This is a genomic window from Streptococcus rupicaprae (assembly GCF_040545225.1).
GTDB lineage: Bacteria > Bacillota > Bacilli > Lactobacillales > Streptococcaceae > Streptococcus > Streptococcus rupicaprae.
In genome coordinates, this window is record NZ_JBEPLO010000007.1 from 21,431 (window position 1) to 35,756 (window position 14,326).

Below are 14,326 nucleotides of genomic sequence, written 5' to 3' on the forward strand. Positions count from 1 at the left end.
CGATAGAATCGTGACTATTTTTTTGCATTATATTTTACAATTTATCTTAAAAAAGTAATGCCATGTTTTTTGAGAGCTTTCTATACAGCGTTAATGGCACAAGAAGTTGCTCGGCGATTTCGCGTAGGTAGACGTCTGGATGTTCTTCAACGTAGACAAAAAGGTCGTCTTTAGTAAGTTTTTTGGGGATGATTGTCTAGGACTTTCCTCCAGATGGCCTTTAGTCTCTAACATCACTTCTCATTTTTTCAGAGTTGTGGAGCTAATGTTGAAAACATGGCAAGCTTCTGCTTTGGTGTGGTCTTCATTGACAAAGTCTAAAGCACGTTGGCTAAAACCCTAGCTATAGGTCATAAAGATGGGATAACCCATTTTTGAGGTGGAAGAACTATAATGTTCGAAAAAATAAAGAAAATTCATTAAATTTATAATAGATCTTGTAATTTGGTTTGTGTTTGCAATAGTTTTTTTAACATGTAAGCGCTTGATTAAAGGAGAGAAAAGTACTACAATGTAGATGAGGACAGACTAAGTTTTCTTAGCCTATCTCTTCATTTCTTAGGAGGATGATTATAAAGAAAAGAATTACAACTGCCCTTATGAGTGTCACTGTTTTTTCTTGCGTTATTGGAACAGCAGTTCCAGTACTTGCAGCCTCTGGTCATTGGACATCAGTTATTCAGTGGGATGCAAATGGTATTTCTGAAACAGGTACTGTAAACCGTTCAGGCTCAACGACCTTTACTTTAAAAGTAATGCGGGCAAATGGGGATACTATTGGTAGCAAGACGGTTCGTATAGGAAAAAATAAGAGTGATGTTCACATATGTTGGAGGCAACCAGCATTGGATAGATATGGAGAAGTGATCACTTCTAGTCCAGTTCATGACCCTTGGTTTAATAGCTAAAACATTAATATGATTTATTAGCTTGTTTAAATAGAAAACTTAGTCTGTTTTATAGTTATAGCGATCTTTAAGGGGGATTCTATGATAAACCTTAGTAATATCAATAAAAAGTACGGTAAGAGAGAAATTTTTCATCAATTAGACTTTACCATAGAACAATCCGGTTTGATTTATACGGTCATTGGTGCGAGCGGTTCAGGCAAGACAACGCTTTTAAATATTATTTTTGGCTTAGATTTTGATTATGAGGGCGACTATTTTTTATTTGAACGAAATGTCCGAGAGTTAAAGCAAAAAGACTGGCAAACCATAAGAAATAGGGATTTACAGCTAGTTTTTCAAGATTACAAACTCACGGAGGGTTTGAGTGTTCTTGATAATTTAAAAAATGCAGGCGATTTTGATGATGCGGCTATAACAGAAGTATTAAAAAAATTAGATATTTTAGAATTCGCTGATCAGCGCGTAGCAGAATTAAGTGGTGGGCAAAAGCAACGTGTTGCGATTGCGCGAGCGATGCTGTTTAAACCTAAGATATTACTGTTAGATGAACCAACCAGTGGCTTGGATACTGAGACGACAGAAAAATTGCTGGAATATCTAACAGCGATAAAACATACAGGGGTTACGGTTTTGATTATTAGTCATGATCGCCTGATTATTGACTACTCGGACATTGTCTTAGAGATTAAAGAAAAAAATTTAAAGGTTCGCCGTGAGGTGGGAAAAACTGAGCCGGAAATTGCTCTTTTCCACCAGCCTACAGAGATCCAGTCTACAGAGATAAAAAAGAAAAAGTTGGGGCGCTATATTTTATCAGCCTTGCGAGCTAATAAGTTTGAATTGTTATTGCTTGCTGTCCCGATAATGCTTATTTTTTCTTTGTTTATTTTAGGCTTTTCTTTTTATTACAGTACAGTCGTTGGTACTTACAATCGCATGTTTTCAGGTGTCTCTGATAGGCTCATCATGATTGATACGCAAGAGCTTAAAAATGATGTCACAGTCCAAAATCGTGAGAACAATATTTCTTCGAGTTTAGATGGCCAGCGGATTTATTTTTCTCAGGCAGATTATGAACAGGTACGCCAAATTAAAGGTGTTGAAGATGTCGCTTTAACCTTAGGGCGTCAAATGGCACTGTCGGATAAAGACGGCTATGAAATTGATTTGACTTATGAAGTAGAAGAGTTGCCAGACTTTTTAAAAAAGGATATTGGCTTTTTAAACCAAGATACTAAGTTGACTTTTAAATTTTTAGGATTGAGTAGTCCGAAAGCTTTTGCTAAAGATTACAATACCCAAAATATCACTTTACTTACGGGAGAATTTCCACAAAATCAAAGTTTAGAAGTCGTTTTACCTGATATTTTTGCGCAGATTTACTTTGGAAGTGATGATTTTGATCAGTTTATAGGGCATTCGGTCAATTTACCTACATTTAAATATGGAGAATCTACGAATTCGGTTGAGAGAAGCTACCAAGTGTCGGGGATTTATCGAACTAACTATCAAGATACACTTCAACCAACTTACGCTATCTATTTGGGATGGGATGGCCAAGGGATTTTGGATGAAGAGACAGATATTGCACAAATGTATGAAGAGGATAAAATCGCATTTATTGGTTCGTCAAAAGAAAATGCAGTCTATCTCTCAAATATATTTGATACGCTTGATAGCTATAAAACAGCTGTTGGATTGGGCTACACGACCCTACTTGTTAAAGCGCAATCGCCGAAAGATGTTGAGACGATTTCTCAAAATTTAGACCAACTCTTTCCAAAATATCGACTGACCAGTCAGTTGAGTTGGAAAACAGGGGAGTATGCTAAGATTTATCAGTATGAGACCAAAAAAATGCTGAGCATTGCATGTATTATCTCACTCACTTTAGGTTTAGTAATTACTTTTTTGAACAAAGGTTATTTTAGAAAAAGAAATCGGGAACTGGCTGTTTTGTATAGCCTAGGGTATAGTAGGGGACAACTTGCTTGGCTGATTTTATGTGAAAATCTTATTGTCTTTCTTACTTGTCTAGGTTTAGCTTACGGTTTAGATAAACTCATTTACAAATTTTATCTACGGCAGATACCCTATTTTTCAGGTTTGAGTGTGATGTTTACCCTTCAAGTGGTACGATTAGTCACCATGCTTATCCTATTGATCACTTTAATTTCTGTTATTTGGAATATGCGAGGTGTGAAATTAGGGAATTTAAAAAAATCTTTGAATAGCATTTGATTGTAAGAGGCTCATTGTTAACTGTAGTGGGTTGACTTATAATTAAGCACGAGAGAGAATCAGGTAGGTTCTCTCTTTTCTACCATTGGTCAAGGTTTCAACCCTAATTCCAAATAAGTCTCTATCTTTAGTTGCTCTTTTATGGTAAGATGGGAGTAGCTCATAGTTTTCCTCATGTTCTGGCGGTGTGGTTACTGATAGTTTGTACGATAGAATCGTGAGTTTTTTGTTGCATTATATTTTACAATTTATCAATAGAAAAATACTATTGGCCGATTCGTTGAAGAAAAATAGAAACAAATGCTCTGTGCAATGATCAAACGAAGAGGGCTTAAGGATAATTTCCACCTGTCGCTTTTACTCGAAATCTGCTATAATAAAACCATGACAAGAATTTTAGACAGTGAATTGATGGGGGATGAAGCGGTCGTTGAACGGACCCTTCGGCCTCAATATTTAAGAGAATATATCGGTCAGGACAAGGTCAAGGACCAGTTAAAGGTCTTTATTGAGGCGGCTAAAGGACGCGACGAGGCTTTGGACCATACCCTCTTGTTTGGCCCTCCCGGGCTAGGGAAGACGACCATGGCCTTTGTTATTGCTAATGAACTCGGTGTGAACCTTAAGCAGACCTCGGGACCTGTCATTGAGAAGGCAGGTGACTTGGTCGCTATTTTAAATGACCTTGAGCCAGGGGATGTGCTGTTTATTGATGAGATCCATCGGCTGCCGATGACCGTTGAAGAGGTTCTCTATAGTGCCATGGAAGATTTTTATGTGGATATTATGATCGGAAGTGGCGAGACCAGCCGCAGTGTTCATCTGGAGTTGCCTCCTTTTACCTTGATTGGAGCGACGACTCGGGCGGGGATGTTATCCAACCCTTTGCGGGCTCGTTTTGGCATTACAGGTCATATGGAATATTATGCTCAGGCAGATCTGACAGAAATTGTGGAGCGGACGGCGGATATTTTTGAAATGGCTATTACCCACGGAGCGGCTGCCCAGCTAGCCAAGCGGAGCCGTGGGACCCCGCGGATTGCCAATCGGCTTTTGAAGCGGGTGCGGGATTTCGCCCAGATTATGGGGGATGGCCAGATTGATGAGGTCATCACGGACAAGGCCTTGACCATGCTGGACGTGGATAGCGAAGGCCTTGATTATGTTGACCAAAAGATTCTGCGGACCATGATCGAGATGTACAAGGGAGGTCCGGTAGGCCTTGGGACACTGGCGGTCAATATCGCCGAGGAACAAGAGACGGTCGAAGACATGTATGAGCCTTATCTGATTCAGCAAGGCTTTATCATGCGGACGCGTACAGGTCGTGTAGCAACCGCAAAGGCTTACGAGCATTTGGGCTATTCTCAAGAATAACCGATGCCTCAAGACCATTCGAACTTATTTTACCAGTCAGTCGATTGGGGCTAGAGTTTTATTTTTTAGAAGATCAAGGACTGATGAGCGGTTTATGCTGTTAAAAATTACGAAATAAAAGGAGACAATATGACAAAGGCTTTACCCAAACGTCAAGCGGTCCCTGTAGAAGAGACCTGGGATACTAGCTTGATTTATGCGACTTTAGAAGATTATAAGGAGGCGCTTGCCAACTTTGACGGGGCAACAGCTGCTTTTGAGGAGACTTACAAGGACCAGCTGCATCGGATGGACCGGGTTCTGGATGCTCTGCCGGTTTATGAGGCCTTGATTAGGGAGTCGTCGTCCTTGTCCTATTATGCCTTTCTTAATCTGGATGTGGACAAGCTCAATGAAGCGCGGGCGGAAGAAGCCAATCTCTTTTCTCAGGTTTACGAGAAGGCCTACCCTCGCCTGGCCTTTTTAGAGACCGAACTCATGTCCTTAGACGAGTCCTATCTGGATGAGTTGGCACAGGGCCGTCCGATTTACCGCCCCTTCTTAGAAGAATTGAAGCGCCAGAAAAAGCACCAGCTGTCAACAGAGCAAGAGGAATTATTGAGCCAGTTGCGCCCGGTTTTTGGTCACCCAAGTACTATTTATAGCGCAGCTAAGTTCGAGGACATGGTCTTCGACGACTTTGAAGTCAATGGCAAGACCTACGCTAACTCCTATGTTTTGTTTGAAAACGACTATGAATTTAGCCATGACACCGGTATTCGTCGTGCAGCAGCAGACTCCTTTTACAATACCCTACGCCGTTACAAGAATGTTACAGCCCAAGCCTACCTTTCAAAGATTAAGAATGAGCAGTTAGAGGCTCGTTTGCGGGGCTTTGATTCGACCATTGACTACCTCTTGCACCGGCAAAATGTTTCAAGAGATCTGATGGACCGTCAGATCGATGTGATCATGTCGGACCTGGCTCCTCATATGCGTCGTTTTGTCAAGTTGGTAGCTGACCAGCATGGCCTGGACAAGATTACCAGCGCGGATTTGAAGCTGGGTCTGGATTCGTCCTACAATGTACGGATTACGCCAGAAGAATCTCGCCAGCTGCTCAAGGATTCGCTGGCCGTTTTAGGCGAGGAATACGGTCAGATGATCGATCGCGCCTTTGATGAACGTTGGATTGATTTTGCGCAAAATGAGGGCAAATCGACAGGGGGCTACTGTGCGACCTTGTATCAGGGACCGTCCTATATCTTGCTGTCTTGGACTGGTTTGATGAATGAAGTGCTAGTGCTTGCTCATGAATTGGGCCATGCTGGGCATTTCCAGTTGGCCAGCAAGCAATCGATCTTAAACTATGATCCATCCCTCTACTTTATTGAAGCTCCGTCAACGGCCAATGAAGTTTTGACCTGCAACCAATTGCTGAAAAATAACCCTGATCCAGCCTTTCAAGCCTACTTGATTAGCGAGTTAATCAGCCGGACCTATTTCCACAACATGGTCACCCATCTCCTGGAAGCTGCTTTCCAACGGGAAGTCTATACCCGTCTGGATAATAATGAGTTCCTAAACGGTGATAAACTTTGCCAGATTAAGCGTCAGGTCATCCAAGAGTTCTGGGGGGATGATTTTGAGATTACAGAAGATGCTGGTTTGATTTGGATGCGTCAGCCACATTACTACAGCGGTCTCTACCCTTATACCTATTCGGCTGGCCTGACCATCGGTACCGTTATGGCGCAGCAATTGGAAAAAGAGCCAGAAACGACGGTTGCCAAGTGGTTGGAAACCTTAGAGTTGGGAGCCAGCTTATCGGCTCAGGACCTTGCCCTTCATGCAGGTGTTGACGTGACAACCGATGAGCCCCTGCGTCAGACTATTGCCTATGTGGGTAGTTTGGTAGACCGCTTGGAAGAACTTCTGGCCTGAGGTTTGAAAAAACAGAAAACTATGGTATACTAGCAGAAGAAAAAATGATGGAGGTAAGGATATGAACGGAAGTTCGTTTTTAATCATGGGGATTGTCATGGTCGGGATGATGTTTTTGACCATGCGCACCCAGAAAAAACAACAACAAGCTCGTCTGGATATGATTAACAGCATGAAGCCAGGAGATAAGGTGGTGACCATCGGAGGCCTTTACGGTGTCGTGGACAGTATTGACACAGATGTTAATACAGTAACGCTCGATATCGATGGCATTTACCTGACCTTTGAGCGTGCTGCGATTCGGACAGTGGTCGCTGCTGGAACCCCAGAAGTTGCACCAACCGTTAAACCAGAGGACCTATCACCAGCTGACCCTGTTGATCCAGTCGTGTCTGATTCAGTTATTGAGGAATAAGATTTCCTGATTAAATAAAAAGACAAAAGCATGGCAAAATCCCTTGAGATAGGCGCTGTGCTTTTTCTTTATCCAATTTTATGGTATAATGAAGTGCTATATTATACAATATTTTAGGATAGATGAGATGTTTAAATTTCGATTGGGCCGCAAGGCGACAGTAGAGGCAACCCGGGTGGTTCCTAAGCACATCGGGATCATTATGGATGGTAATGGACGGTGGGCTAAGAAGCGGATGCAACCTCGAATCATGGGGCATAAGGCTGGTATGGAAGCCCTGCACAAGGTGACCAAGGTTGCCAGTGACATGGGCGTTCAAGTGTTGACTGTCTATGCCTTCTCAACAGAGAACTGGTCTCGTCCAGAATCCGAGGTCAAGTTTATCATGAACCTTCCTGTTGATTTTTACGAGAATTATGTGCCGGAGCTCCATAAGCACAATGTCAAGATTCAAATGATTGGGGAGACGGATCGTTTACCGGCTGGAACCCTTGATGCTCTTAAGAGAGCGGAACACTTGACCAAGCTCAATACAGGTCTCATTCTCAATTTTGCCCTCAACTATGGTGGAAGGGCTGAGCTTGTGCAAGCCATCAAGGTGATTTCTCAGGACGTTTTGGATGCCAAGTACAATCCTGGGGACATTGATGAGGCTCTGGTTTCAGATTATTTACAGACCCACTCCTTGCCTAGTAGCCTTCGGGATCCTGATTTGATTATTAGGACCAGTGGGGAGTTGCGGCTCAGTAATTTCTTGCCTTGGCAGGCGGCTTATAGCGAATTGTATTTTACAGATGTGTTATGGCCAGACTTTGACGAAGAAGCTTTTCAGGCAGCGATTGAAGCCTATAGTAAGCGCCAGCGCAGGTTTGGTGGCATTTGATAAAAGGAGATATGAAAATGACGGATTTGCAAAAGAGGATAATTTTTGGCGCCATAGCTCTAGGACTTTTTGTCCCCCTTATGTGGATCGGCGGCGTGGTGGCGCAACTAGTTGTTGGGATCTTAGCCATGTTAGCCGTATCTGAGTTATTACGGATGCGCCGGATTTCTCCGACTTCTGTGGAAGGTGTTTTATCCTTGTTAGGGGTCTTGGTTTTGACTCTCCCTCTTCAGAACTACCTTACCTTTTTGCCAACAGGCGGTAATTATGCTGCCTTTGCTATGATTGTCTTGATCATTTTAGGGGCAACGGTCTGGCAGTTCGGAGACTACACTTTTGATGATGCGGTTTATCCGATTGCCTCCAGTTTTTACATTGGTTTAGGCTTTCATTCGCTCTTATTGGCACAAATGGATAACAGAGCGACCCTCTTTTTTGCTCTGATACTGGTCTGGGTGACAGATAGTGGGGCCTATCTCTTGGGACGACAATTCGGCCGCCGAAGGCTTGCACCTCGTGTTTCTCCCAATAAAACAGTTGAAGGCTTTTTAGGCGGCTTACTCTCGGCAGTGATTTTTGCAGGGATTTACCTCCTTATCTTCCCACAGGTCAAATCAGGCTATCCTTACTTAGTTATGCTGATTTTAGCTGCTATTTTCTCAGCTTTTGCCCAGTTTGGTGACTTGGTCGAGTCAGCCCTCAAACGCCACTACGGTGTTAAGGACTCAGGGCGTGTGATTCCTGGTCACGGTGGTATCCTGGATCGTTTTGACTCCCTGATTTTTGTCCTTCCTATGATGCACTTTTTCGGCCTCTTTTAGGACATTAGAAAGGATCTTATGCAATCAACTCTCATTAATGTATTAGCTTTTCTAGCTATCTTTGGCCTTATCGTGGTAATCCACGAATTCGGCCATTTCTATTTTGCCAAGAAATCGGGTATCTTAGTTCGCGAATTCGCTATCGGAATGGGACCCAAGATTTTTGCCCACACTGGACAGGATGGGACGGTCTACACGATTCGGATTCTCCCGGTTGGTGGCTATGTTCGTATGGCTGGTTGGGGAGAAGACACGACTGAGATTAAGACAGGTCAGGCGGCTAGCTTGACGCTTAACGAACAAGGTGTCGTCACCCGAATCAATCTATCGCAGAAACAAATCGATAGAACTAGTCTGCCGATCAGTATCACCGACTATGATTTGGAAGACCGGCTGGAGATTACGGGTTTGGTATTAGACGAGGTGAAGACCTATCCTGTTGACCACGATGCGACGATTGTTGAGGAAGATGGGACAGAATTGCGCATTGCTCCCTTGGATGTCCAGTATCAAAATGCCAGCATCTGGGGCCGTCTCATCACCAATTTTGCAGGACCGATGAATAACTTTATCTTGGGCTTAGTCGCCTTTACCCTTCTGGTCTTCCTGCAGGGGGGAGTCGCTGATCCCTCGACCAACCAGATTCGGGTAACTCCGGATGGTGCGGTTGCTGCTGCGGGTCTGCAGTCCGGTGATGCCATTGTCGAGATTGATTCCCGTAAGATTGACAATTGGGAGCAGTTGATCAAGGCCGTGGATGAAGCGACAGCAGGTTCCAAACAATCTGAGCCGATTAAAATTACCTATGTCCGAGATGGTCAGACGCAGACGGCAGAAGTGACTCCTAAGGAGGAAAATGGGCGTTACTATATCGGTGTCCAACCAGGACTTAAAACGGGTCTGGTGGATAAACTCGTGGGTGGTGCGACCATGGCTTGGCGCTCAGCCTTTACGATCTTGAATGCTCTTAAGCAGTTAATTGCCAAACCGAGCCTTGATCAGCTAGGCGGGCCAGTAGCCATTTACCAGGTTAGCTCAGCCGCAGTTAAGGGTGGCTTGCAAGATATGATAGAACTTTTAGCCCTCTTGTCGATCAATCTAGGAATTGTCAATTTGATTCCTATCCCGGCCCTCGATGGTGGAAAGATTGTCTTGAACCTCATCGAAGCCATCCGTCGCAAACCGCTCAAAAAAGAAATCGAGACGACTGTTACCCTTGCAGGAGTTGCCTTTATGGTGATCCTCATGCTAGCGGTGACCTGGAACGATATTATGCGTCTCTTTAATTAAACGAAAAGGAAGAAACAATTCATGAAACAGTCAAAAATGCTGATTCCAACTCTGCGAGAAATGCCAAGCGATGCTTCGGTAATCAGTCATGCTCTGATGCTTCGGGCGGGCTATGTCCGCCAGATCTCAGCGGGAAGCTACACCTACCTTCCCCTGGCTAATCGCGTTATTGAAAAAATCAAGACCATTATCCGTGAGGAATTTGATAAGATCGGTGCGGTCGAAATGCTGGCACCAGCCATGATTACGTCAGAGCTCTGGAAGGAATCTGGTCGTTATGAGACTTACGGAGATGATCTCTTCAGATTAAAAAATAGCGAAGGGACAGAGTTTATCATGGGGCCAACCCATGAAGAAACCTTGACCGCTATCGTCCGTGATTCGGTCAAGTCTTACAAGCAATTGCCTCTGACCCTCTACCAGATCCAAGCCAAATACCGCAATGAGAAACGCCCCCGCAATGGTCTTTTGAGGACCCGCGAATTCATCATGAAGGATTCCTATAGTTTCCATGCTGATTATGAAAGTCTGGATCAGGGTTACTTGGACCATAAGGAAGCCTACGAACGGATTTTTGACCGTGCTGGCTTGGATTACAAAGCCATTATCGGCGATGGTGGGGCTATGGGCGGTAAGGATAGTCAAGAGTTTATGGCTATCACGCCAGATCGGACGGATCTTTCCCACTGGGTTGTCTTGGATAAGTCAGCTGGAAGTTTGAGCGATTTGCCAGCGGATGTTTTGGAAGCTATCAAGGCTGAGCTCTTGAGTTGGTCAGTATCAGGTGAGGATACTATCGCTTATTCCAGCGAATCAGGCTACGCGGCTAACCTAGAGATGGCGACTGATTTTTACAAGCCACGCAATATGGTGGTAACACAAGAGGAACTAACTAAGGTCGCGACGCCAGATTGCAAGACCATTGATGAAGTGGCTGCTTTCTTGACGATCGATCAGGAGCAGACCATCAAGACCTTGCTTTTCATGGCCGATGGTCAGCCGGTTGTTGCCCTCTTGGTTGGCAATGATCAGTTCAACGATGTTAAACTGAAGAACTATTTGGCGGCTGATTTCCTAGAGCCTGCAACAGATGAGGAAGCTAGAGCGATTTTTGGGGCTGATTTTGGTTCTTTAGGACCAGTTGCCCTGCCAGAAAATGTGCGCATCGTAGCAGATCGTCGTGTCCAAGACCTCCGCAATGCTGTCGCTGGTGCCAATGACAACGGCTTCCACTTGACTGGGGTAAATCCAAGTCGAGATTTTACGGCAGACTATGTGGATATCCGCGAAGTGCGTGAAGGGGAGCTTTCTCCGGATGGCCAAGGGACGCTCAAGTTCGCTCGCGGAATCGAAGTGGGACACATTTTCAAACTAGGCACTCGCTACACGGAGAGCATGAACGGCTTGGTTTTAGATGAAAATGGCAGAGCAGTTCCTATGATTATGGGCTGCTATGGGATTGGTGTCAGCCGTCTCCTATCAGCGGTGCTGGAACAGCACGCCCGCCTCTTTGTCAATAAGACGCCTAAGGGAGAATACCGCTATGCTTGGGGCATTAACTTCCCTAAAGAATTGGCACCTTACGATGTCCATTTGATTGAAGTCAATAGCAAGGATGAGGCGTCTAACGGCTTGACGGCTATCATCGAAGCCCGTCTCCAGGAAGCTGGCTATGAGGTTCTGACAGATGATCGCAATGAACGCGTTGGGGTCAAGTTTTCTGATAGCGACCTGATCGGTCTGCCAATCCGTGTGACCGTTGGTAAGAAGGCGGCAGATGGTGTTGTTGAAGTTAAAATTAAGGCAACTGGAGCCTCTATTGAAGTACATGCCGATAATTTGATAGAGACGCTGTCTATCCTGACTCAGGGCTAAGGAAGATATTGTTACCAAAACTGACACATTGCTTGATTCGGCAAGTTCATTTTCTTGACTGATGAGAAAAAGTTTTGGGACCAAGCTTCATAAGCGCTAACTCTCGACAAAGAATCACTCAAAATAAGGTAAGTCTGAATAGACGAAAAAAGCGGTCAACGATTAAGTTGATCGCTTTTAAACATCAAACGGGCAGTTTCACTAGACTAAAAATAAGGGAGAAATTAAGCGGCACTGAGTCTGGCATTTTAGAAAAGCAAGCAGTGCGGGGTGTCTAGTTGCCCTTTGACTACACATTAAATACTCTTTGACCATCAAAGATGACCGTCGTCAACTGGCTTCGATGACCCCCAGTTCTATCATCAGCTTCGTTTCCTAGGATAGATTGATTTCCTTTGAGCATAGGAAGCCTAGTTGGCGGTTACCTTATTTGTCCAAGGGCTAGCTGTTTCGGCTAGGACGCTGTTGAGGTCTTCCATATTTTTACGACCATGTTCAGCTAGCCAAGCACGCCCAGCATCGTCGCCATCTGCAGCATATACGCCGACTGCATCTGCCCAAGTTGCACGGCCACAGAGCACACCGTTGAAGCTTGAACCAGCTTCCTTAGCAAAACGTAGAGTATCTTGGAAGAGACTGGCTGAGACACCGGCGCTCAAGAAGATAAATGGCAGATGGGTAGCATCTGACTGAGCCTTGAAGAGGTCAAGCGCTTCTTGGCGGGTGTGTAGCGGTGTGATGCCATCTTTGGCAAAACCTTCAACATAGGCCATGTTGATAGGAACTTCTACCTTGAGAACATCTACGTTATAGCGTGCGTCTGAGAAGAGTTTCATGGCTTCGATGACCTTATGGGCCTTAACCTTGGCGTACTCTTCCCCTTTGACATCGATATCGCTCGCATCGTAGGTCAAGATTTCAAGGAAGTAAGGAATGTCCTCGGCCACACATTCTGAACCGACCCGCTCTACCCAAGCTTTTTTGATGTCATTGATAGCATCGCTCTCGTCAATGTCAAAGTAAATCAAGACCTTAACCGCATCTGCGCCCAATTCCTTGATACGCTTAGCTGACCAGTTTGGCAAAAGGTCTGGAATGCGACCAACAGTGGTGGCATCGTAGCCTGTTTTTTCGTAGGCGACGATCAACCCGCTGTTTTCTGCCCGTAATTTGGTAGCAGGCACGCCATACTCAGGATCTAAGAGAATCGAAGTGGAGAAAGGGGTTAATTCTTGGGAGATCAATTCCTTGAAGCGGATGATAGAATCTTCACCAGTAGAACCACCACCTGCGATAATCATTTTACGAAGGGCGCCGCGTTGGTCAATCGCCAAGGCACCAATGATGTCGTCTTGGTTTGAAAGGTTTTTAAGGTGCTGAAGTTTTCCAGGGGTTAATGTTAAGCTTGTCATAATGCTTCCTTTCTAGTTATGGCTTTCGTTAGTGTAGTAAGCTTCTCCGTCAATGAAGGTGGCCTTGAGGTTGAGTTGGTCATCTAAGACGATGAAATCAGCAGGGTAGCCAGGATCAATTTTTCCGCAACGGTCATCGATGCCGACAGAGGCTGCAGGATTGAGGCTGGCCATGCGCAGGGCTTCTGCAGGGGGCGCAATTCCCCAGTTGACCACATTTTGAACACCTTGGATCAGTTCTAGAATCGATCCGGCTAGGCTGCCATTGTGCTTGAGGCGGGCAGTACCGTCTTTGACGATAACATCAAATTCTCCTAGGGTGGATTCGCATTCTCCCATGCCTCCCGCCCGCATGCAATCGGTGATTAGAACTGTCTTTTCAGGGCCTGTTGCCTGCATGACAATCTTGGCAGAAACGGGGTGGACGTGGTGGCCGTCACAGATAAGCTCGTCGTATTGGCCTAGGGTCAGAGCTGCACCAACTACTCCAGGTTCACGGTGGTGAAGGCCGCGCATGCCGTTGTAGGTGTGGACAAAGATGTTGGCGCCAGCTTCGACCGCTAAACGGCACTCTTCATAGGTGGCATCTGTATGAGCCAGGGCACTATAGATATTTTGGGATTTGGCATGTTTGATAAAGTTGATGGCACCGTCGCGTTCAGGTGCTAGGGCAATCTTTTTGACCCAACCTTTGGCAAGCTTCTGCCAATCATCCAGGTAATCGGTCACTGGATCGCTCATGTAACTAGGGTTTTGAGCACCCTTGTAAACTTCACTGAAAAATGGCCCTTCTAGAAAAATGCCTTGAATCTTGGCCCCTTCGTATTTTTGCTCTGCAACTTGACCGACCGTTTCACAGACGGCATTGAGCTGATCTCTAGGAGCGGTCAAGGTTGTTGGAAGGTAGGACGTCACCCCGCAAGACGGTAGGCCAGCTGAGATAGATCGCAGGCCTTCAGCAGAGTTATCCATCACATCGTGGCCCATAAAGCCGTGGATGTGGGTGTCAACAAGGCCAGGGGCAATGCTGTAGGCGCTGTAGTCGATAATCTCACCGTCAGGTTGCTCTTCCTGGTAGGTGCCCAACTTTCCATCTTCTAAAATAGGGAGGTATCCCGGTCCCTTTACTTCATCCGTAAAATAAAATTGTTTGGCATAAAGGTATTTTGTCATAGTGA

Annotated in this window: 11 protein-coding genes; 9 read left to right on the top strand and 2 right to left on the bottom strand. The window is 45.1% G+C overall.

All coding sequences use genetic code 11. The features are described 5' to 3' along the window. The first annotated feature begins 566 nt into the window (after positions 1 to 566). The 9 genes from ABID29_RS04095 (at position 567) to ABID29_RS04135 (ending at position 11,736) form a co-directional block, all read left to right on the top strand. The gene (locus tag ABID29_RS04095) at positions 567 to 908 is read left to right on the top strand and encodes a hypothetical protein (RefSeq protein ID WP_354364584.1); all 342 of its coding nucleotides are present in this window, start codon (positions 567 to 569) and stop codon (positions 906 to 908) included. Positions 909 to 989: 81 nt separating this feature from the next. Continuing rightward, positions 990 to 3,152: an ABC transporter ATP-binding protein/permease gene (locus ABID29_RS04100; RefSeq protein ID WP_354364586.1), complete on the top strand. Its 2,163-nt coding sequence runs from the start codon at positions 990 to 992 to the stop codon at positions 3,150 to 3,152. Positions 3,153 to 3,536: 384 nt separating this feature from the next. Further along, positions 3,537 to 4,529, top strand: coding sequence for a Holliday junction branch migration DNA helicase RuvB (gene ruvB / locus ABID29_RS04105; RefSeq protein ID WP_354364588.1), 993 nt, complete (start codon positions 3,537 to 3,539; stop codon positions 4,527 to 4,529). Between the two features lie 129 nt (positions 4,530 to 4,658). Continuing rightward, on the top strand, positions 4,659 to 6,452 hold the full coding sequence (gene pepF / locus ABID29_RS04110; protein ID WP_354364590.1) for an oligoendopeptidase F: 1,794 nt from the start codon (positions 4,659 to 4,661) through the stop codon (positions 6,450 to 6,452). Positions 6,453 to 6,513: 61 nt separating this feature from the next. Then, positions 6,514 to 6,867, top strand: coding sequence for a preprotein translocase subunit YajC (yajC, locus tag ABID29_RS04115; RefSeq protein WP_354364591.1), 354 nt, complete (start codon positions 6,514 to 6,516; stop codon positions 6,865 to 6,867). A gap of 127 nt (positions 6,868 to 6,994) precedes the next feature. Then, complete coding sequence (locus ABID29_RS04120; RefSeq protein WP_354364593.1) at positions 6,995 to 7,750, top strand: isoprenyl transferase; 756 nt, start codon at positions 6,995 to 6,997, stop codon at positions 7,748 to 7,750. Between the two features lie 26 nt (positions 7,751 to 7,776). Continuing rightward, complete coding sequence (locus ABID29_RS04125; RefSeq protein ID WP_354364677.1) at positions 7,777 to 8,571, top strand: phosphatidate cytidylyltransferase; 795 nt, start codon at positions 7,777 to 7,779, stop codon at positions 8,569 to 8,571. Between the two features lie 18 nt (positions 8,572 to 8,589). Next, complete coding sequence (gene rseP, locus ABID29_RS04130) at positions 8,590 to 9,861, top strand: RIP metalloprotease RseP (RefSeq protein WP_354364595.1); 1,272 nt, start codon at positions 8,590 to 8,592, stop codon at positions 9,859 to 9,861. Between the two features lie 21 nt (positions 9,862 to 9,882). Then, positions 9,883 to 11,736, top strand: a complete 1,854-nt coding sequence (locus tag ABID29_RS04135) for a proline--tRNA ligase (protein ID WP_354364596.1) — start codon at positions 9,883 to 9,885, stop codon at positions 11,734 to 11,736. 410 nt (positions 11,737 to 12,146) lie between these two features. Here the strand turns inward: ABID29_RS04135 and lacD are convergent, their stop codons facing one another. Together lacD and nagA are read right to left on the bottom strand one after the other, a co-directional pair. Next, positions 12,147 to 13,148, bottom strand: a complete 1,002-nt coding sequence (lacD, locus tag ABID29_RS04140; RefSeq protein WP_354364597.1) for a tagatose-bisphosphate aldolase — start codon at positions 13,146 to 13,148, stop codon at positions 12,147 to 12,149. 12 nt (positions 13,149 to 13,160) lie between these two features. Beyond that, a complete protein-coding gene (nagA, locus tag ABID29_RS04145) occupies positions 13,161 to 14,321 on the bottom strand; it encodes an N-acetylglucosamine-6-phosphate deacetylase (protein ID WP_354364598.1) in 1,161 nt (386 codons plus the stop codon). Between the last annotated feature and the right edge of the window lie 5 nt (positions 14,322 to 14,326).

Coding starts and splice junctions, on each gene's coding strand:
- ABID29_RS04095 (WP_354364584.1), top strand. CDS start 567: ATGATTATAAAGAAAAGAATTACAACTGCCCTTATGAGTGTCACTGTT.
- ABID29_RS04100 (WP_354364586.1), top strand. CDS start 990: ATGATAAACCTTAGTAATATCAATAAAAAGTACGGTAAGAGAGAAATT.
- ruvB (WP_354364588.1), top strand. CDS start 3,537: ATGACAAGAATTTTAGACAGTGAATTGATGGGGGATGAAGCGGTCGTT.
- pepF (WP_354364590.1), top strand. CDS start 4,659: ATGACAAAGGCTTTACCCAAACGTCAAGCGGTCCCTGTAGAAGAGACC.
- yajC (WP_354364591.1), top strand. CDS start 6,514: ATGAACGGAAGTTCGTTTTTAATCATGGGGATTGTCATGGTCGGGATG.
- ABID29_RS04120 (WP_354364593.1), top strand. CDS start 6,995: ATGTTTAAATTTCGATTGGGCCGCAAGGCGACAGTAGAGGCAACCCGG.
- rseP (WP_354364595.1), top strand. CDS start 8,590: ATGCAATCAACTCTCATTAATGTATTAGCTTTTCTAGCTATCTTTGGC.
- ABID29_RS04135 (WP_354364596.1), top strand. CDS start 9,883: ATGAAACAGTCAAAAATGCTGATTCCAACTCTGCGAGAAATGCCAAGC.
- lacD (WP_354364597.1), bottom strand. CDS start 13,148: ATGACAAGCTTAACATTAACCCCTGGAAAACTTCAGCACCTTAAAAAC.
- nagA (WP_354364598.1), bottom strand. CDS start 14,321: ATGACAAAATACCTTTATGCCAAACAATTTTATTTTACGGATGAAGTA.